Consider the following 18,030-nt stretch of genomic DNA (forward strand, 5'->3'; position numbering starts at 1 on the left):
TATCCGGTATTAGCATTCGTTTCCGAATGTTATCCCGGTCTTACAGGCAGGTTACCTACGTGTTACTCACCCGTCCGCCGCTAACCTTACCCCGAGGGGTAAAGTCCGCTCGACTTGCATGTATTAGGCACGCCGCCAGCGTTCGTCCTGAGCCAGGATCAAACTCTCCATAAAAGAAAGATTGTTTAGCTCATTTCTTACGTTGACATATATCGCTCATTGTTCAGTTTTCAAGGAACAAGTTTGTTTCGTTTTCTTGCTTGTCCGATCGTTTCTCGCGACCGGAATTAGAATATACCATAGCCCCTTTTGATATTGCAACTGTTTTTTCAAAAAAACTTTTCAAACCATCTCTAATGCGCAAACAGTATGATCTGCTTGCATCCTTACAGGTCAGGCTTTCTATATAGAAGAATCAAATATATGATCGAGCCGATGAAGCCTGCGGAAGCCGCGATCACCCACGCTATTCCCCCGGCGGTATTGCCTTTATTCAGCTCGATCGTTTCATCGGGCGCGTTCGTTGTTTTGTGAGACAATAAATAGGTCAATTCCTCTCCCGCGGTGTCCGCTCTTTCGGATGGCGAGCAAGTCGGATGCGTCCACTTTCCGCTTTCGTTATCCAAATACAGCAGATACAATTCCTCGTCCGGCGCATTCGTTAACAAGTCGCTCCAATTATCCATAAGAGAAATCGCTCCTGGTTGCATGCCTTTAAAACTTTGCATGACTTGAAAATCCACTCGCTGACCATTCCGTTCCGACTGGACTTGCTTCACGTAGCCGAGCACGACGGCATCATATTTCGCATATGACTCTTCTATATTCGTCGGCTGCACGCATTTTAACGCATAAACAGATGTCGGGCCTATCACCGTCAAACACCAGGTCAGAATCGCCGCCGCGATACATCGCGCCATCCATTTCATCGCATTCACCTTCCTTTGCCGTACTCCCTGGAACAATAGATCGCGGACAGCCACTTGCAAATTCCCGCTTTCTCTAAGCTTAGTTCCCATTTACACCTATGTAAAGATGTGGTACTGTTATTTCTATAGTTGTAGAAATAACCACTACGGCAAGGGTGAGCCCAATGATCGACGACCACGCCAACATCCAGCAAGCGGTCAAAATTTATAAAGCGCTCGGCGAACCAACCCGGCTAAAAATCGCGCTCCTGCTTATGGAAGAGCAGAATTTGTGCTGTTCCGCGATCAACGGCAAGCTGGAATCCGTCGCGGGTTCGACGCTGTCCCATCATTTGAAGCAGCTGACGGAGGCGGGCATCCTGACGCTCCGCAAAGACGGCACGTATATCTATTATAGCGTCAACCGCGAAATCGCAGAAAAATACGCTCCATATCTTTTGGAGTAATTTTTTCGCTCGTTATTTCTATAAATTTAGAAATATAGAATTATTGGGACATGGAGAGGAGCAGTCGTAATGTCGAATGCTTGGAAGATCTATATGTTGGCGGCGGTTAGTTTTCTCGTCGGTACCTCGGAGTACATTATTGCCGGTATCCTGGACCGGGTCGCTTCCGACATTGGCGTATCGGTCGGAGCCGCGGGTCAGTTAATTACCGTATTCTCGCTCGCTTATGCGTTCGGCACGCCGGTCTTAATGGCCGTCACGGCTAAGGTCGAACGCAGAAAACTGCTATTCTACGCGCTGGCCGTATTCGTCATCGGCAATGCGATGGCCGTCGTTCTGCCGGGATTCGGATTCCTTGTCGCTTCGCGCATCATCCTTGCCGCCAGCACCGGCGTATTCGTCGTCACGGCGCTCACCGTCGCCGCTAAACTCGCGCCGCCCGACCGTCAAGGAAGCGCGATCGCCACCCTGGTCATGGGCTTCAGCACTTCGCTCATCATCGGCGTTCCGGTGGGCAGAGTTATCGCCGCCAGCTATGACTGGCGTTTGATTTTCGGCGGCATCGGACTACTGGGCTTGCTCGCGATTCTCGCGATTGCTTATGCCATCCCCAAAACGGAGGGCGATGCGCCGATCCCCCTTCGCGATCAGCTGAAGCTGCTCAGGCAGCCCCGCATCGCGGTCGCGCTCTCGATCACGTTCTTCTGGATTGCCGGTTATGCGATCGCCTACACGTACATTTCGCCGTTCCTGCTCGACGTAACGGGCATGAGCGAAAATTGGGTTAGCGCGGGCCTGTTCGCGTTCGGCATCGCCAGCCTCATCGGCTCGAAGCTCGGCGGATGGAGCACCGACCGCCTCGGAGTCCCGCCTACGCTTATCGGGGGCATGCTGCTGCATGCGGTAATGCTAGTCGCCCTCTCGCTCGCCGCCCATTCGCCTGCGCTCGTGTTCCCACTTCTCATGCTGTGGTCGTTCTCGGCATGGTCTTCGGGTCCCACGCAGCAGTACTATCTTCTGACGCTTGCCCCCGAGGCTTCCGGCATCATGCTTAGTCTGAACACCTCGGTGCTTCAGCTCGCCATGGCAGCCGGCGCCGGCATCGGCGGGATCGTCACGCAGGATGGCTCGCTGCTGTCCGTGACGTGGATCGGGGCCGCCATGGTCACGATCGCCGCCGGGACGGCCGCCCTATCGCTCGGTCTCGCGCGCAGCCGCAAAATCGCCGCCGCAGAGCAACTTCGCAGAAATAGCGCTTGATAGAAACTCCGGCTTCGGGCAAACGAGCACCTAAGATTGACACTTACTCAAGCATGGCGTAAAAAGCCGACTCACGAGTGCCGCGAACGCGCGATACTCGTGAGTTTTTTGCGTTCATGACGCAGGAAGACGGCATGATGTTCGCTTCCGTCGACTCCGGACAGGTATACTCAAGTTATATTAGAACAGACAAAGGAGGCCCACCCATGGTTGAACGGTACGAATCGGCTCTGACGGAGATGCTCCGCAATTGGAAGACCATGTCGTCGGCCGAGGAAGAGGAAGCCGAAGAAGCGGCGGAACGATTCGAAGCGTCTTTTTACCGATTCATTGAAGCCTTCCGGGAATGGACCGAAGAACTGAATCCGCCGCCGGGGACGATCGACGAGCTACTGGAACTACCTACCGTCCAATCGCTGGCGGAGCGTCTCCCCGCCCCTCTTCTCCTAAACTTCGAGACGGAAGCCGAGCTAATCGCGGAGCGTCGAATGCGCGAGAAAGAGGAGAACTATGATTAACGCCGTTGAGCTGAGAAACGTCCTGATTCCGTATGCCGAGAAGGAGCTGGCCGATGAAGAATCGTTGGAGCGCTGGCTGCGCGCCCTGCTCGTCCAACTGGGGCAGCACCGCGATCGCCAGCCTTCGTTCGAAGATCTCGCTTCATCCATTCGCCGTTGTCTCGAAACGGAGCCTCACCCCTATGAGCCCGGATGGGAGCTCGGCAAACCGCCCGCTAAAGAAGACGCGCGCGGCGATTATGAGGATGCCGAACGAATCCTGCATTTTCAAATCTCGGATTTGCGCAAAATGGAACAGGCCGAACAGCGCCACCGCGAGCATTTTCTCGGCACCACTTCCCGCATGACGCATCTATGGAACAACCTTGATCCCGCTTCCTATATCGCAGGCGCCGCATCCGGTCTGGCCGCCGAATATGGGATCGAACCGGACTGCGGATGGGCCGGCATAGCCCGTTTTCTTGAATTGGGCCGAATTTACGAAGCATAAGTCGGCATGCGGAGCCGGAGGATAGGGAGCGATGAACGAAGGTGCCGCCTCGCGAACGGGCGCTACATATGGTTTCCCGCGAGCGCCCCGAAAAGCATCGGTCTCGCGCGTTTCCTTAGGCCAATCTCCCACACAAGGGAGCGGCATAAAGCAATTGGATATTTTTGTTGACAACGCCGAAATCGCGTTTTATATTTTATTTATTAGTCAATAAATGAATGGAAGGACAGCGTAGATGACATCCAAGGAAGAAGTTTCGCAGAACCGAAAACAGCAGATCCTGGAGGCCGCCGTTTCGCTGTTTGCCGAGTTGGGGTACTACAAGACGACCACGGCCGAAGTCGCCCGCCGCGTCGGGGTCACGCAGCCTTATGTCTTTCACTTCTTCAAAACGAAGGAAGAGCTGTATCTGGCCGTGCTGGATCAGGCCTCACGGCGGGTCCTCGAAACTTTCTCCACGGCCGAGGCCCCGCCGGAGCAGCTGGAGGAGGCTATGGGCGAAGCGTTCGCCCGTCTGCTTGAGAGCCATCGCAACGAAATTTTGCTCGTCATGACGTCCTTCGCCGCTCCGGAACCGTCGATTCGGGAATACACCCGAGGGGGCTTCGATGCGGTATACGAACGCGTTAAGGCCCGTTTCGAGGAAGCCGGCCTGCCGGATCCCAGCCGGAAGGCCAGCGAATTCATCGGGCAAGGCATGGTTATCGCGCTCGCCGAAACGCTGCAGCTTCCGAAACTTCTCATCTGGCACGAGCACAAAACGTGCGAGTAACGCCGCGCGGCATTCCCCGAAAAGGCAATGGCACGGTCCGTTGGCAAAATGCTTCGTTTCGAACTTGAAACGCAAACCAATTTGCTTGCGACCGCGAATTGCCTTCTTTTTCGGACTTCCATTTATTTATCAATAAATAATTAGAGGAGTGAGGTAAACATGTTTACGGGAGCAAGAATTCGCCTGCTGGCGGTGACGTGCGCAGCTTTGTTCATGGCCATGTTGGATAATTTGGTGCTTGGCGTCGCGCTGCCCTCCATTCAACAGTCATTCGAGGCAAGCCTCAGCGATCTGCAATGGTTCATGAACGCTTATACGCTGGCGTTCGCCGTCCTTCTCATCCCCTTCAGCATGTTCGGCGAGCGGTTCGGCCGCAAGAAAATGTTTCTCGTCGGCGTCGTGCTCTTCACGCTCGGCTCCGCCCTCTCCGGGCTTAGCGAAAACGCCATATCGCTCATCCTCTCCCGCGCGCTGCAAGGAATCGGCGGCGCCGCCATCGTGCCGCTCAGCTTGACGCTCGTGAACGCCGCATTCCCCGCGAACATGCGCGCGGCCGCGCTCGGCATCTGGTCCGGGATTTCCGGACTCGGGCTATCCGTCGGACCGCTCGTCGGGGGACTGATCGTCGAAGGCGCCCCTTGGCAGCTCATCTTCTGGATTAACGTTCCGGTCGGGGCGCTAGCCTTCGCGCTCGGCATGTTCTGGCTTCGAGAGTCGAAGGGCGAGCGCAAGCCGGTCGACGTGCCGGGTATTCTGCTTCTCGGCGTCGGACTGTTCGGCATCATATTCGGTCTCGAGAAAGGCAACGAAGAAGGTTGGGGCTCCGCGCTCGTCGTCGGCTCTATTGCGGGCGGTCTGCTGCTCCTCGTTCTGTTCTATTTCTTGCAGCGCAATAAACAGCACCCCTTCGTCCGCTTCAGCCTGTTCCGCAGCGGCAAGTACGCCGCGTATATCTTCGCCGGGTTCTGGATGAACGCGGGCATCTTCGGCGCCATCTTCCTGCTGACGCTGTTCCTTCAGCAAGGGCAGCAGTATTCCGCGCTCGAAGCCGGCGTCCGTACGATGGCATGGACCGGATGCACAATGTTAACCGCTCCGCTAGCCGGCTTCGCTGTCGGCCGATTCGGCAATCGGACGCTCCTCGCCTCTGGATTGATTCTCCAAGGACTCGCGCTTGGCGGCTTCAGCGCGCTGATTCTAAACTTCGGCGTTGATTTCCCGTTCGGCTACCAAGCGCCCTTCATGATGCTCGGCGGAATCGGCATGGGTCTTAGCTTCACGCCGCTCGCCCACGGCGTGCTCTCCTCCGTGCCGGAAACTTCTTCGGGCGAGGCTAGCGGCGTCAGCAACGCGACCCGCGAGCTGGGCGGCGTCTTCGGCATCGCGATCGGCGGCCTCATCTTCCAAAGCGGCGGCGCGATCCGCTCCGCCTCCGATTTCGGCGACCATATCGTGCCCGCCCTGCTGAGCAGCGCCGGCATGATTGCCCTTGGCTTGATCAGCGTGCTGCTGTTCGCCCGATCGCGCGCCGCAAAGGCGGCAAACACCGCTCCGGTGCAGCCGGCGGGGGAAGCTTCCTGAGCAGGGTGCAAGCGAGCTGAGGCTTAGGGGCAGTTCGGCACACCCCGCGCGGATCGCGCATCGGGACGAGGTGCCAATAAACTTAAACACGAACAGGCTGGCGGAGATTCTCCGCCAGCCTGTTTCTTCATCGCCAACCAGATTAAATCAACGGAAAATGGCAGGCTACCTGTCTGTCGCCCTCGACCGTGCGCAGCAGCGGCTCTTCCGAACGGCAACGGTCCTGCACGTAAGGGCAGCGCGTATGGAAACGGCAGCCCGATGGCGGATTCGCCGGGGACGGCACGTCGCCCTCGAGAATGATCCGCTCCTTCTTGATGCCCGGCGTCGGAATTGCGGACAGCAGCACTTTTGTGTACGGATGCAGCGGCTTGGCGAACAGATCGTCCGTCGGCGAGACCTCGACCATTTTGCCTAGGTACATGACGCCGACCCGGGTAGAGATATGGCGAACGACGTTCAAGCCGTGCGCGATAAATAGATACGTCAATCCGAGTTCCTTCTGCAGCTTCATCATTAAATTAAGCACCTGCGACTGCACGGACACGTCCAGCGCGGATACCGCCTCGTCGGCGACGATGAACTTCGGCTCGAGCGCAAGCGCCCTGGCAATGCCGATCCGCTGGCGCTGACCGCCGGAGAATTCATGCGGATACCGGTTGCGCCGGCTCGCGTCGAGACCGACCAGCTCCATTAATTGCACCACGCGCTCGTCGATCTCGGCGCCACTCATCCGACGGTGCAGTTTAAGCGGCTCGCCGATCAGGTCGCTGACGAGAAATCGCGGATTGAGCGAGCCCATCGGATCTTGAAAAATGATCTGCATCTCCTGACGTAGCCGCTGCATCTCCCTTGCGTTCGCCGAGTGGATGTTCTGCCCTTGAAAAATAACTTCGCCGTCCGTCGCGCTCTTGAGGTTCAACATGACCCGGCCGAGCGTCGACTTGCCGCACCCCGATTCGCCGACGAGCCCGAACGTCTCTCCCTCCCGGATGCCGAACGAAATATCGTCCACCGCTTTGACGTTGCCCACGACCCGGCTGAGCAAGCCGCTGCGGATCGGGAAGTATTTCTTCACGTGGCGCGCTTCCACCAAATACGTATCTGTCGCTGTCGCGCTCATCGGTCAAGCCCCCTCTTTCGGAAGTTCTTCCAGCCAGCACGCCGCGCGCTGCCCGTTCTTACCCGGCATGAGCGGCGGCTCCTCCCGGAGGCAGCGGTCCATGACATGCGGGCAGCGGGGATTGAACCTGCAGCCGGTCGGCAAGTCGTTGATGCTCGGGATGGTGCCTTTAATCGTATACAGTTCGCCGCCCCGCTCGCCGTCGAGACCCGGGATGGAACGGAGCAAGCCTACGGTGTACGGATGGCTTGGGTTGTGGAATACCTGGTCGACCGTGCCTTCCTCCACGATCGCTCCCGCGTACATGACCGCGATGCGGTCGGCGATCTCCGCCGCCACGCCCATATCGTGCGTAATGAGCAGGATCGACGTCTTCAGCTCGCGCTTGAGCTTCGCCAGCAGGTCGAGAATTTGCGCCTGCACCGTCACGTCGAGCGCGGTCGTCGGCTCGTCGGCGATGATGAGCTCCGGATCGCAGGCGAGCGCCATCGCGATGACGACGCGCTGGCACATGCCGCCGGACATTTCGTGCGGATATTGGTGCGCCCGCATCTCCGGACTCGGGATGCCGACCAGCCGCAGCATATCGACGGCCTTCGCCCACGCCTGCTTCTCGCCTAGCTTCTTATGGGTACGCAAACTCTCCGCGATCTGCTCGCCCACCTTGAACACCGGATTCAGCGCGGACATCGGGTCTTGGAAAATCATCGCCATCTTGCTGCCGCGGATGCGCATCATATCCTGTTGCTTCTTGCCGGCGATGTTCTCGCCCTTGAACAATACTTCGCCGCTCTCGATAAAACCGCCCGCGTAATCGATCAGCCGCATGATCGCAAGCGACGTGACGCTCTTCCCGCTGCCGGACTCCCCGACGATGCAGAGCGTCTGTCCCTGGGCAAGCGACAAGGACACGCGGTCGGTCGCCTTGACGAACCCGTTCTCGGTCTCAAATCCAGCCGTCAGGTTGCGTACTTCCAGTAGGTTTTGCGTCATTTGCCGAGCCTCCTCCGGGGTTTGACGGTCTTCTTGCGCGGATCGAGCGCATCCCGCAAGCCATCGCCGATAAAGTTGACGGACAAGACGACGATCAAGATACACATGCCGGGATAGACCGCCTGAAGCGGATCGACGAGCATGAATTCCTGCGCGTTCGAGAGCATGAGGCCCCAGCTCGTATCCGGCATCTGCACGCCGAGTCCGAGATAGGACAAGGCCGATTCGCTCAGGATCGCGCCGCCGACCATGAGCGTCGCGTTGACGATGATCGGCGCGGTCGCGTTGCGCAGCAGATGGCGGATAATAATGCCCCAGTTCGAGACGCCGATCGCGCGCGCCGCCTCCACGTACTGCATCTCGCGCAGCTGCAGGAACGTGCCGCGCACGAGCCTGGCGACGCCCATCCAGCCGGTAAGCGCGAGAATGAGGATCATATAATAGAATTCCGCCTTGAATATCGCCAGCACGAGAATGTTCAGAAACAGCAGCGGAATCGCGTTCATCACGTCGACGAAACGCATGAAGATTGTATCGATCCAGCCGCCGAAATAACCGGATACCGCGCCGATGAACGTACCGATAATGACCGTGCCGATCGCGACGCTGAAGCCGACGAGCAGCGAGATCCGGCCGCTGTACAGCAGGCGGGACAAAATATCGCGGCCGAGTTCGTCCGTGCCGAGCCAATACCCTTCGCTGCCGGCCGGCAAGTTAGGCAGCATCATATCGCCTCTCGCCGGGTCATGCGGCGCGATCCAAGGCGCCAGGAGCGATATGACGATAAAAAACGCCAGAACAACCAAGCCCGTCATCGCGAACGGATTACGGGAAAACTTCTTCCATCCCGTCGCCCACAATCCCGGAGGCCGTTTCGATGGAGCCGTCGCGCGGCCCGTGCCGGTAACCGGTGCAGCCGTGTCGCTCATGCGCCAGCGCCTCCTTTCCGTCCGAGCTTCACCCTCGGGTCGACGATCGCATACAGGAGATCCGCGATTAGGTTACCGATAATAACGAAGACCGCGATAATGAGCGTGATGGCCATCAGCACGGAATATTCCCGCTGCGTCGCCATCTGAAGGAACAGCCTTCCCATCCCCGGCCAGTTGAAGACGCTCTCGGTCAACGCCGCGCCGGCGACGAGGATCGGCAGATCCAGACCGAGGATCGTAATGATCGGGATGAGCGCATTGCGGAGCGCATGGCGGAATACAACTTTCCGTTCGCCGAGACCTTTGGCCCGCGCGGTGCGGATGTAATCCTGATCCAGCACCTCGAGCATGCTGGAGCGCGAATATTTGACGTAGCCGGCCAAGAAGCCGAGCGTCAACACCGTGACCGGAAGAATCAAGTGCAGCACCAGGTCGCCGAGATCGCCTTCCTTGCCCATCGAATACATATCCGACAGCGGCAGCAGGTCCCATTTCAGCGCGAACAGCTCCTGCAAAATAATCCCAAACCAGAAGGTGGGCATCGCGAATCCGATGTATGCGATAAAAGAAGCGAGTTGATCCGAAAAACCATATTCCCGCGTACTGTTGTAAATCCCCCATGGGATCGCAATGACGAGCGCCAGAAACCACGCCGAACCCATCAGAATCATCGTATTGCCCAGCGTCGGCCACACCAGGTCTCCCACCGGCAAGTTATTCTTGAACGTATAGCCGAAATCGCCCTGCGTCAAATCGCCAAGCCAGCGGAAATATTGCACCGGCAGCGGATCGTTCAGCCCCATGTTCTCCGCCTGCTGCTCCATGACTTCGGGCGATAGGTTGGGACTCAGAAATATGGTCTTCGGACCGCCGGGCGCCGCATGAATAAGAAGGAACGTCACGATCGTGATCAGCAGCAGGACAAGCACCGACTGGAGCGTACGGCGAATCAGATATTCGGTCATTATGCTTCCCCCTTCGTCAAATACAAAGGGGAAGGGCCTACTGGACACCTTCCCCCTGGTCAAATCATGCTGATGGAAATATGGCTTGCGTTATGGCGCAACCCACCATTTGTTCACGTGGAAGAAGTATCCGTAGCCAAGCGTCGACTCCGGCTTATCTTCCTCGGCGTACTTGATCTTCTTGTTCTGCGCTTCAGGCAAACCGTATTGGTACAGGAAGACGTACGGCAGGTCCGTGGAAATTTCTTTGCCGACTTCGCCGTAAATTTCCTTGCGCTTGCTCTGGTCGGCCGTCAACGTGCCGTCGATCCACAGTTGGTCGAGTTTCTCATTCTTGTACCAGCCGGTGTTCTGGCCCGTCGGCGGGAAGTACTTGGACGAGAAGATGCTCTCGTTGCTGGCCGGATCCGGATTGGAGAGCGACCACGACAGAAGAATCGCCTCGTATTTGCCCGGCGTGACGTTCTGATCGATCCACGCCGCGAAGTCGATGCCTTTCGGCTTCACTTCGATGCCAACGTCCGCCAAGTTCTGCTGAATAACGGCCGCGACTTGCTCGCGGCGGCTGTTGCCCGCGTTGTACTGCAGCTCGAAGGAGAAGCGCTGGCCGTCTTTCGCGAGGATGCCATCCTTGCCCGCAACCCAGCCGTCTTCGGCCAAGAGCGCCTTCGCCTTCTCGACGTCGTACGAATACGTTGTCGCCTTGTCGCCCGGATCCGACCACGAGCCCGGCAGGAACGGCGCGTTCAGCGGCGTGCCCGTGCCTTTGAGGATGTTGTCGACCATGCCTTGGCGATTCAGCGCGGTGGCGATCGCTTGACGGGTCTTCATGCCTTTGAACGGCGATACTTTGCCCGGGAAGTTGTCGTCCTTGAAGTTGAAGCCCAAGTATTCATATTGCGGCCCCGGCGCGAGAATGACGTTGATGTTCTCGTTCGCCTTCACGGTATCCAGCAGCGGCAGCGGAATCGCGGACGTCATATCCACGTCGCCTTTGATGAGGGCTTGAACTTCCGTATTCTGGTCGGCGTAAATTTTGTACGTGATCTTCTGGATGTGCGGCTTGGGTCCCCAGTAGTTCGGATTCGCTTCCATCGTCAGGTACTGGCCGTTCTTCCATTCCGTCCAATTCCACGGACCGCTCGTGACCGTCTTCGCCGGATCGGAGCCGAACGGATGCTTCGCCAGTTCCTTGGCAGGCACGTCCTTCAGCACGTGCGCCGGGACGATCGACGTCGTCAGCGAGTACAGGAACGGCGAGTACACCTGCTTCAGCTTGATCGTGACCGTCTGGGCGTCCACCTTCGTGACCGATTCGATCTTGTCGAAGTTGCTGATCGCCAGGGAAGCGGCTTCCGGATTGCGGATCGTATCGAACGTGTAGACGATATCGTCAGCCGTGAGCGGCTGGCCGTCGCTCCACTTCGCTTCCGGCTTCAGCTTGATCGTATAAGTGAGTCCGTCTTCGCTTACCTGCGGCAGCTCCGCGGCCAGAGACCATTCTTCGGCGACCACGTTGCCCGCGCGATCCAGATCGAGCAGTCTGGCGTTGACCAAGTAGTCGATATCGCCGGATGCCGTGTCGCCTACAAAAATCGGATTGATGGATACGATATCGGAGAAGGAGCTCACGACGAGCTCGCCGCCGTCCACGGGCGTATTCGCGTCAGGGGTTGCCGGTTCTTCGGCCGGCGCATTGTTCGCCGGCGCGTTCGCCGCCTTGTTGTTGCCAGCGTTATCGGCCGGCGCGTTATTGCCGCCGGTATTATTACCATTGCTGCAGCCGGCCAACACGGAACCCGCGAGCGCCATAATCGAGAGGCAAAGCATCAATTTATTCGGTTTTTTCATGAGTCCACTCCTTCTGTTGTTTCGCTAATTTGAATAGAATGAAAACTTTGTCGATATCCCTCCGCAACGACGGTGTTAGACGCTTACCTCATGTCTGTTTATGTAAGTATATCTAACACAAGAAGCCCCTCACACCTCCGAGATTCATAATAATTGTGAATAATACAATAAAAATTATAAGTAGTAAGTGAAAATTTTACAATATCCCCAATAAAAAATGTTATTTTTAAGCGAGAACGTTAATTATATTAACGTTCTATTTTATTTATTTTTCTGTCAAATCCGAACATTCTAAACTTCCAGCGAGAGAAGAATATAGCTTTCATCTAAAAATATGATTTCCCCCCCCACCTTTTATGCGAGTTGTCCGGAAAAATCCGAAACATTATCCCTGACTATTTGAATGCGTTTACATCCTTGAAAATAGCGGGTTTATGTGCTTTCGGGAGGCCAATCGCTATCCTTACCCAATCGTTACCCGCTTGAATCCAGGTCCATTCCCTTCGAACAGGTCCAAACAAAAAGACGCCCTCTTAAGAGAGCGTCTTCGCCGCGAGGTTGCACCTCGCCCCGACCGCGTCAGGTATTTGTCACGCTGGATGATTGCCGCCGCCGAGCGCAGCCGCAAACAACTCTGCTAATTTGTGTAAATAATTATAATCATTGTACCTGTATTCTTTCTTGCCGATCGGCGATGAAAGCTGAATAACGCCCTTCACCCGGCCGCGGCGAATTAACGGGACAAGCATGACGGAATGCCACACCGGTTCCCCGAACCTCAAGTCTTCGGAGTGATCCCAATCGATCAAATAAGCGCCGGACTTGGCCCGAACGACTTGCTCCACCAACTGGGCATTAAAGGAGGGCCGCCCCGTCCAGCCTTCCTCGTACCGCTTGCGGGCATAGACGCGCCCTTCCGCCGGGCTTTCTTCCGGACCGGCCTCTTCGGTCGTCAGGACGAATCCTTCCGCCGCCTCCAAAATTTCCATGACGCGTCCCAGCATCAGGTACAACGTTTCTTCCTCGCTCTTGCCCTCGTTCAGCAGCTGCAGCAGCTCGACGAGCACCAGGACATTGCGTTGATCCTGCACCAGGCTGCCCGCGACGATCCCCGCCAGCTTGTCGACGCGCTTGGCCGTCTGTCCCATGGCGGCGTCCCACACGCTGACCCGGTTGCGGCCAGTCTCTTTGGCATGATACAACGCCTGGTCCGCCCGTTCCTTGAGCTCCTCCCACTGCCCGCCTTGACCCGGGCATGCCGCCACGCCCAGGCTCACCGTCAGCGGCGTCGATTGCCCGAGCAGCCTGGCTTCCTCCACGCGGCTGCGAAGGCGCTCCGCCATGGCTTGCGCTTGATCATGATCGGCGTCCGGCAGCAGGAAAATAAACTCTTCCCCGCCGTAACGGCAGCAGATGTCACCCTCCCGCAGCCCTTCCCGGAATAAGCGCCCGACCTCGCGCAAAATTTCGTCCCCCCGCTTGTGTCCATAACTGTCGTTCACGCTCTTGAAGCGGTCGATATCCGAGAACATCACCGCATACTTCCCGTTTCGCCGCAAGCTGGCGGCAATGATTTCGCTATGGATCGTTTCGAAATATTTGCGGGTATACACACCCGTAAGCTTGTCGATCGCCGACATAATCTGCAATCGGTAATTGTCGATCGAGAGCAGTCCGATCTGCGCCAGCCATCCGCACCGCTCCAAGGTCGTCTCGTCAAAACGGTGCAGCGGCGTCCTTGCCTCCAGGTATAAATACCCGGCCGATTCCTCCTCGCGTCCCGTGCTCCCTCGGGACAGATCGTGACGTTCCCCCGCCGCGGCGGGACCGGCATAGATCGGCAGACACATGACGGCCCTCGCTCCGGGCGGAAGCCGTACTTCCGCGCAGCCACGCGTGTCGCCGAACCGCTCGGAGACGTAGAATCCGCCGCGGCGCGATTTGGCAAAGCCGAGCACGTAATCCTGCACGCCCGTCTCCGGCGGCGAGCCGATAACCTGATATCGCCGTTCTTCCTCGCCGGGCAGCACAAAGCAAACTCGGTCCGCCCGCGCCAGTTTGCCGGCCGTCTCGGCGAGCAGCTGCAAGTTGCGCTCATACTGTCCGCTCTGGCCGACAAGCGCGGCGCCGATCCAAGCGGCATCCCGTTCGTTTTGCGCCGCCGCATCCGCTCCGGCAACGGCATTCAGCACGTCAGCCAGTTCCCGAAAACCGCCCTCCGCACCGAGGCTCGCATCGCCCGTCCCGCCGCTCGCTTCTCCCAAGTTCGCGTCTTCCGCCGCTCGGCGGGCTAATTGCCGAATGCCCTCCGGCAGCCGGTCGCGGCCGCCCGACTGCAGATAGTACGCCTTGAACGGCTCGGGTACCCGCTCCGTCAGCGCATGCAGGGCATCCAGCGCCAACACGTAGCTGTCGCGCGCCTGTTCGATCTCGCCTAACGCCGCATAAATAACGCCGAGCGCCGTGTGGGCCTTCCATACGAGATATTCGGCATAACCCGCTTCGCTGCGCGATAACGCTTCGCGGAGCTTCGCGAGGCCGATGCCTCCGCCTTCGCTGCGGCCTTCGAGCCACAACAGCTCGACCGACAGCCGCTCCGAATCCGCCCGAGGCGCAAGCGAAGCGCTCTCCGCGAGCAAAGGCCGAGCTTCCGCGGCCGCCCCTTCGAGCAGCAGCAGCTTGGCGCACTCGTGCAGTAGCTGGCGGAAGGTGCGGACGTGCTTCGTCCGACGAAGCTCCTCCAACCCCCGCCGCAGCTCGTCACGATCTACACGCTTGGCCAGCTGGAAGCCGGCAAGCATGCGTGTGCCTTTGCAATGCGTCCGCTCCGCATCATGGTAGTCTTGACTGTGCCGGATGCCCTCCTCCGCATGCCAAAGCGCCTTCTCGAACATGCCCATGCGATAGTAGAAGAAAGCTGCGCGTTCATGATATTCCGGTATGACCCAATACGAGTCGGGACCCTGCTCCTTCAGCAAATTTTCCGCTTGCAGCAAATACTTGTACGCCTTCTGATATTCGCTCAGCTGCGTGTAGAGATGGATCCCGCTTATCGCCAGCCCCAAAATCCGCAGCGTAAAATCGTATTCGATCGCGAGCGTCTCCGCCCGCTTGAAGTAGTCGAGCGCTTCCGCGTATTGGTCGACGGTCACGCTGATCTCCAGCAGGTTGCTATAGTGGGTGACCGCGTGCGGAGAACCGGATTTCAGCGCCGCCCGCAGGGCCTGCTCGAAGTAATTGCGCCCCGCCTCCAAATTGTCGTAATGCAGCACTTGAATAACGCCCAGACTCGTCAGCGTATTCGAGACGTCTTCCATCCGTCCGGCCTGCCGGCTCAGCTCCATGCTGATCCGGAACGCATCCTCCGCCTCGAGATGCTTGGCCAAGGTAAGCGAATAAATACCCTTGGCCTTGTAGAGCTTGGCCATCTGCTCCGGATAGTTGGCCTCGTCTTCCGGGGACAACAACGCTTCCACCCGGGCCAGCTGCTCGCCGTACTGCGCGTAGTCCGCGATCCGGCTGAACGATGCGGTCGCCTCTAGCAACCCCTTCTTATAGCCCATCGCCCGCGACAGCTCGATCGCCCCGTTCAGCAGCGCCTCCGCTTGCAGCCGCTCGTTCTTGCGAATATGGAGCTCCGCGAGCTGACACTGAATGTCGACTTGCAGCTCATGGTCGGCTAATTCCGCCGCTTGAAGCAGGGCGGCCTCGAATAACGCCAGCGCCTGCTCGTGATTGCCCTGCCCCGAATAAACTTCGCCCGTGAGCACTTGCATGCGAAGCCGCTCCCGGGAATCGCCGAGTTCGTCCGACAGCCATAGCGCCGTCCGCAAATATTGCAGCGCCTGGTCCCGCATCGAGTAGTTCATGAAGTGATGAACCGCCTTATAGATCAGCGCAAGCGCATCAGCATGCTCCCCGAGCTGGAGCAAATGATGAATGCGCTCCAGCTGGAACGGGTTGCTCGCCTGATAACATTCGCGCCCCAGCTCGTCGGCCAGGCGGCGATGGAGCTCCTCGCGCCGATGCGCGCCGATCCGGTTATAGATCGCGCTCTTGACGATATTAGACTGGAAGCCGCAGCTGCCTCCGCCTAAATCCCCCTCCCGCATCTCCAGCAGTTGCTCGCTAACGAGTTCCTCCAACGCGTCGGCGGCGCCCGCGCGCATCGTCAACTGCTCTAGTACCGCGAGCGGCAATTCCCCCTGACAGACCGCCATCAGCTCGAGCGCCTTGTATGCGGCGCCGCTAAGCGAATCCAACTGTTTGGCGATCGCATCCTCGATGCTGACCGGAAGCGGCAGCACGGCGTAATCGCCGCGCGCATCGAACTCGGTCGACCATTTGCCACGCTCGTTCACGTACAGCTTCTTCTCCAGCCGGAGGGCGAGCAAAATGTGCGTGATAAACCCCGGGTTGCCCTGACTCTCTTCATGAATGCGCTTGGAAAACTGGGGCGGTATCCGGTTCAAGCCGAGCAGCGACTTGACCATCTGACCGCTCTGCGCTTCCGTGAACCGCCCGAGCGGATAAGCCTCGGTCCAGCCCAGCCCCTGCCATCGCTTCAAGAAGATCTTGGCCGCCTCTTCCATCTCGTGTTCGTTGTAGGCAAGCACCAAGCACAGCGGCAGATCCGCCAACTCTCTAAACACGTAATCCAGCCACTCCAAGGCGCCAGCGTCCAGCCGATGCGCATCGTCGATGAGGAAGAGCGCCGGCTTGCCGCCAAGCACGTCCCGAACGAATTGGGCGAGCCGGATTCGCAGCCGCAATCGTTCCTTGTCTTCCGAAAGCGCCGCGGTGGGCTGAACGCCGCGCAGCCGCGGTTCGTCCGCCGCCAGCTTGACGAGCTCGGGCCCGTATTGTCCTAATTGTTCGGCGGAGGCACGCGCGATTAGCTTCTTGACGATCGGGATGATGGCCGCGAAGGGAACCGGACTTTGAGAGACGGATTTGCCCGCGTAGACGCCGATCCGCCCGAAGATGGCCCGTACGGCCAGCTCGTCCAGCATCCGGCTCTTCCCGATGCCCGATTCGCCCGTCACCAACGCGATCCGAGTCAACGATTCCGCGCGCCACGCGCGATCGAACTGGCGATGCAGCCGTTGCTCCGTATCGGACCGGCCGATAATCGGGAAGTCGGCCACCATCCGTTCGGTAAACTCCGTTCGTACCAGCGGATAGGCCGTGCCCATGACGCCGTTCACGGCCTGGACGATCTCATAGAGGTGTTCATAACGTTCTTCCGGATCTTCCTGCGTCAGCTTCTCCACGATTCGCAGCAAACCGCTCAGCCGCTTATCCGCTCCGGGGCCGCCTTCTGCGCAGGCACGCTGCGCCTTCTCGAGCGGGCGCGCGATCTTCGCGCCCTCTTCGTCGCCGCCGAGCAGTTTGAAGAGCAGCACCCCCAGCGCGAATTGGTCGCTTCTGGCGGTCTCCTCCCGATTCGCGTACCATTCCGGCGACTTGTACGGGGTACCCACGCCCCATTTGGGATGCAGCATTCGTTCATGCTCCGCCGATATGACGAGACGCCGAAATTTGATGCCCGCCTCCCCCCTCTCCCCCTGCACGAGGATATGCTCGCCGTTCACGTGCCGGTGAACCAAGCCCCGGTCATGCAAGTACGTGACGGCATGGCAAACTTGGACGAACCAGTCGACGATGCGGTTCCGGTCGCACTGTCGCGCCGCCTCGAGCAGCGGCACCCCGCTCGCGCATTCGTAGGCGCAGTAAAGCGCCGGCTCCGCCGATTGCCGGCCGTCTATGGTCTCGACCAGTCCAAACTGGTACACTTCGGGGATCGCGGGGTACGACAACGAGCGAAGCGTCACCATCTCCTCGTATAGCATCGCGCCCGTCACTTCCGCGGAATCGGACTGCGGCATGACGCGCAAATAGACGACTCGCCCGGCTTGCTGCAAATCCCGCGCGGTATACAGCGTACCGGATGGATCTCCCTGCACGGGCTGTACAATCTCGTATTGGTCGTTAATTCGATGCATCCGGACTCACCCCGTTCGTCGTGCTGCCTTCTTCCTTCGTCGCAAGGCGAAACGGCTGTCGCCGTCATTGGCGGCGCAGCAAGTTTCATTCCAGAGAAATACAAGTTGATTTATATGCGCGAAACATATACAGTCTTGTATTTCAATGAAAAACGCCCCGCTCGA

At 58.4% G+C, this 18,030-nt stretch carries 14 protein-coding genes and 1 rRNA gene; 7 read left to right on the plus strand and 8 right to left on the minus strand.

Annotated features, from left to right (window positions below):
* Together BCM02_RS33445 and BCM02_RS33450 are read right to left on the minus strand one after the other, a co-directional pair.
* A 16S ribosomal RNA gene (locus BCM02_RS33445) occupies positions 1-174 on the minus strand; the annotation flags it as partial.
* A gap of 212 nt (positions 175-386) precedes the next feature.
* A complete protein-coding gene (locus tag BCM02_RS33450; RefSeq protein ID WP_148933465.1) occupies positions 387-929 on the minus strand; it encodes a hypothetical protein in 543 nt (180 codons plus the stop codon).
* A 164-nt stretch (positions 930-1,093) separates the two neighbouring features.
* Between BCM02_RS33450 and BCM02_RS33455 the strand changes: the two genes are divergently transcribed.
* The 7 genes from BCM02_RS33455 to BCM02_RS33485 all read left to right on the plus strand — a co-directional run bounded on the left by BCM02_RS33455 (position 1,094) and on the right by BCM02_RS33485 (position 5,996).
* Positions 1,094-1,375, plus strand: coding sequence for an ArsR/SmtB family transcription factor (locus tag BCM02_RS33455; RefSeq protein WP_148933466.1), 282 nt, complete (start codon positions 1,094-1,096; stop codon positions 1,373-1,375).
* A 69-nt stretch (positions 1,376-1,444) separates the two neighbouring features.
* The gene (locus tag BCM02_RS33460; protein WP_148933467.1) at positions 1,445-2,635 is read left to right on the plus strand and encodes an MFS transporter; all 1,191 of its coding nucleotides are present in this window, start codon (positions 1,445-1,447) and stop codon (positions 2,633-2,635) included.
* 206 nt (positions 2,636-2,841) lie between these two features.
* Positions 2,842-3,153, plus strand: coding sequence for a hypothetical protein (locus BCM02_RS33465; protein ID WP_148933468.1), 312 nt, complete (start codon positions 2,842-2,844; stop codon positions 3,151-3,153).
* On the plus strand, positions 3,146-3,643 hold the full coding sequence (locus tag BCM02_RS33470) for a hypothetical protein (RefSeq protein ID WP_148933469.1): 498 nt from the start codon (positions 3,146-3,148) through the stop codon (positions 3,641-3,643). The genes BCM02_RS33465 and BCM02_RS33470 overlap by 8 nt, the downstream gene beginning before the upstream one ends.
* A gap of 31 nt (positions 3,644-3,674) precedes the next feature.
* On the plus strand, positions 3,675-3,857 hold the full coding sequence (locus tag BCM02_RS33475) for a hypothetical protein (protein ID WP_148933470.1): 183 nt from the start codon (positions 3,675-3,677) through the stop codon (positions 3,855-3,857).
* A gap of 21 nt (positions 3,858-3,878) precedes the next feature.
* Positions 3,879-4,415, plus strand: coding sequence for a TetR/AcrR family transcriptional regulator (locus tag BCM02_RS33480; protein ID WP_148933471.1), 537 nt, complete (start codon positions 3,879-3,881; stop codon positions 4,413-4,415).
* 159 nt (positions 4,416-4,574) lie between these two features.
* Positions 4,575-5,996, plus strand: coding sequence for an MFS transporter (locus tag BCM02_RS33485; RefSeq protein WP_148933472.1), 1,422 nt, complete (start codon positions 4,575-4,577; stop codon positions 5,994-5,996).
* 142 nt (positions 5,997-6,138) lie between these two features.
* On the opposite strand, the gene BCM02_RS33490 is transcribed toward BCM02_RS33485, so the two are convergent.
* From BCM02_RS33490 to BCM02_RS33515, 6 genes are all read right to left on the minus strand, one after another.
* Positions 6,139-7,119: an ABC transporter ATP-binding protein gene (locus BCM02_RS33490; RefSeq protein WP_148933473.1), complete on the minus strand. Its 981-nt coding sequence runs from the start codon at positions 7,117-7,119 to the stop codon at positions 6,139-6,141.
* Between the two features lie 3 nt (positions 7,120-7,122).
* Positions 7,123-8,112 carry an ABC transporter ATP-binding protein gene (locus tag BCM02_RS33495; RefSeq protein WP_148933474.1) on the minus strand — a complete coding sequence of 330 codons (990 nt, stop codon included), beginning with the start codon at positions 8,110-8,112 and terminating at the stop codon, positions 7,123-7,125.
* Positions 8,109-9,041 (minus strand): ABC transporter permease, encoded by a 933-nt coding sequence (locus tag BCM02_RS33500; RefSeq protein ID WP_148933475.1) that lies wholly within the window; start codon positions 9,039-9,041, stop codon positions 8,109-8,111. Before BCM02_RS33500 ends, BCM02_RS33495 begins: the two co-directional genes overlap by 4 nt.
* Complete coding sequence (locus BCM02_RS33505; protein ID WP_148933476.1) at positions 9,038-10,009, minus strand: ABC transporter permease; 972 nt, start codon at positions 10,007-10,009, stop codon at positions 9,038-9,040. The genes BCM02_RS33500 and BCM02_RS33505 overlap by 4 nt, the downstream gene beginning before the upstream one ends.
* Positions 10,010-10,099: 90 nt before the next feature.
* The gene (locus BCM02_RS33510) at positions 10,100-11,860 is read right to left on the minus strand and encodes a peptide-binding protein (protein ID WP_148933477.1); all 1,761 of its coding nucleotides are present in this window, start codon (positions 11,858-11,860) and stop codon (positions 10,100-10,102) included.
* Positions 11,861-12,450: 590 nt separating this feature from the next.
* The gene (locus tag BCM02_RS33515) at positions 12,451-17,865 is read right to left on the minus strand and encodes a diguanylate cyclase (protein ID WP_148933478.1); all 5,415 of its coding nucleotides are present in this window, start codon (positions 17,863-17,865) and stop codon (positions 12,451-12,453) included.
* Between the last annotated feature and the right edge of the window lie 165 nt (positions 17,866-18,030).

This window comes from Paenibacillus methanolicus, from assembly GCF_008124765.1.
GTDB lineage: Bacteria > Bacillota > Bacilli > Paenibacillales > Paenibacillaceae > Paenibacillus_Z > Paenibacillus_Z methanolicus.

Excerpts from the sequence above, each read along its gene's own strand:
- BCM02_RS33500 (WP_148933475.1), bottom strand. The coding sequence starts at position 9,041 with ATGAGCGACACGGCTGCACCGGTTACCGGCACGGGCCGCGCGACGGCT.
- BCM02_RS33470 (WP_148933469.1), top strand. The coding sequence starts at position 3,146 with ATGATTAACGCCGTTGAGCTGAGAAACGTCCTGATTCCGTATGCCGAG.
- BCM02_RS33480 (WP_148933471.1), top strand. The coding sequence starts at position 3,879 with ATGACATCCAAGGAAGAAGTTTCGCAGAACCGAAAACAGCAGATCCTG.
- BCM02_RS33460 (WP_148933467.1), top strand. The coding sequence starts at position 1,445 with ATGTCGAATGCTTGGAAGATCTATATGTTGGCGGCGGTTAGTTTTCTC.
- BCM02_RS33515 (WP_148933478.1), bottom strand. The coding sequence starts at position 17,865 with ATGCATCGAATTAACGACCAATACGAGATTGTACAGCCCGTGCAGGGA.
- BCM02_RS33490 (WP_148933473.1), bottom strand. The coding sequence starts at position 7,119 with ATGAGCGCGACAGCGACAGATACGTATTTGGTGGAAGCGCGCCACGTG.
- BCM02_RS33465 (WP_148933468.1), top strand. The coding sequence starts at position 2,842 with ATGGTTGAACGGTACGAATCGGCTCTGACGGAGATGCTCCGCAATTGG.
- BCM02_RS33485 (WP_148933472.1), top strand. The coding sequence starts at position 4,575 with ATGTTTACGGGAGCAAGAATTCGCCTGCTGGCGGTGACGTGCGCAGCT.
- BCM02_RS33450 (WP_148933465.1), bottom strand. The coding sequence starts at position 929 with ATGAAATGGATGGCGCGATGTATCGCGGCGGCGATTCTGACCTGGTGT.
- BCM02_RS33505 (WP_148933476.1), bottom strand. The coding sequence starts at position 10,009 with ATGACCGAATATCTGATTCGCCGTACGCTCCAGTCGGTGCTTGTCCTG.
- BCM02_RS33495 (WP_148933474.1), bottom strand. The coding sequence starts at position 8,112 with ATGACGCAAAACCTACTGGAAGTACGCAACCTGACGGCTGGATTTGAG.
- BCM02_RS33455 (WP_148933466.1), top strand. The coding sequence starts at position 1,094 with ATGATCGACGACCACGCCAACATCCAGCAAGCGGTCAAAATTTATAAA.
- BCM02_RS33510 (WP_148933477.1), bottom strand. The coding sequence starts at position 11,860 with ATGAAAAAACCGAATAAATTGATGCTTTGCCTCTCGATTATGGCGCTC.
- BCM02_RS33475 (WP_148933470.1), top strand. The coding sequence starts at position 3,675 with ATGAACGAAGGTGCCGCCTCGCGAACGGGCGCTACATATGGTTTCCCG.